This window comes from Nocardia cyriacigeorgica (genome assembly GCF_010858045.1).
Taxonomy (GTDB): domain Bacteria; phylum Actinomycetota; class Actinomycetes; order Mycobacteriales; family Mycobacteriaceae; genus Nocardia; species Nocardia cyriacigeorgica_E.
Map to the genome: position 1 here is coordinate 1 of NZ_JAAGVC010000207.1, position 334 is coordinate 334.

Genomic DNA, 334 nt, shown 5'->3' on the forward strand with positions numbered 1-334 from the left:
GATGATGACCGACGCGGGGTCCTGCGCCCAGCGGCTCTGTAAGTCCCGCACCGAGGCATACGGTGACGCGGCCGGGACCAGCACGGCCTCCGGCTCCTCGACCATCCGGGCGATCGGCGTCGTATCGGACAGCGAGTAGTGCGACGGCAGCGAGTTCAGCGCGCCCACCAGCCCCAGCCCCATGACGAGCAGCAGGTTCTCATTGCCGGTTTCGCGGACGGTGCGGGCCAGACCGACGATGCCGCCGGACCCCGCGACATTGAACACCTCGACGTCGTCGACGATGCCGTCGCGCCTGAGCACCTGTGCTGCACTACGCGCGGTGAGGTCGTAG

Annotated in this window: 1 pseudogene; it reads right to left on the reverse strand. The window is 68.9% G+C overall.

The features are described 5' to 3' along the window. A pseudogene (locus GV790_RS29390) lies at positions 1–334 on the reverse strand (tripartite tricarboxylate transporter substrate binding protein); the annotation flags it as partial.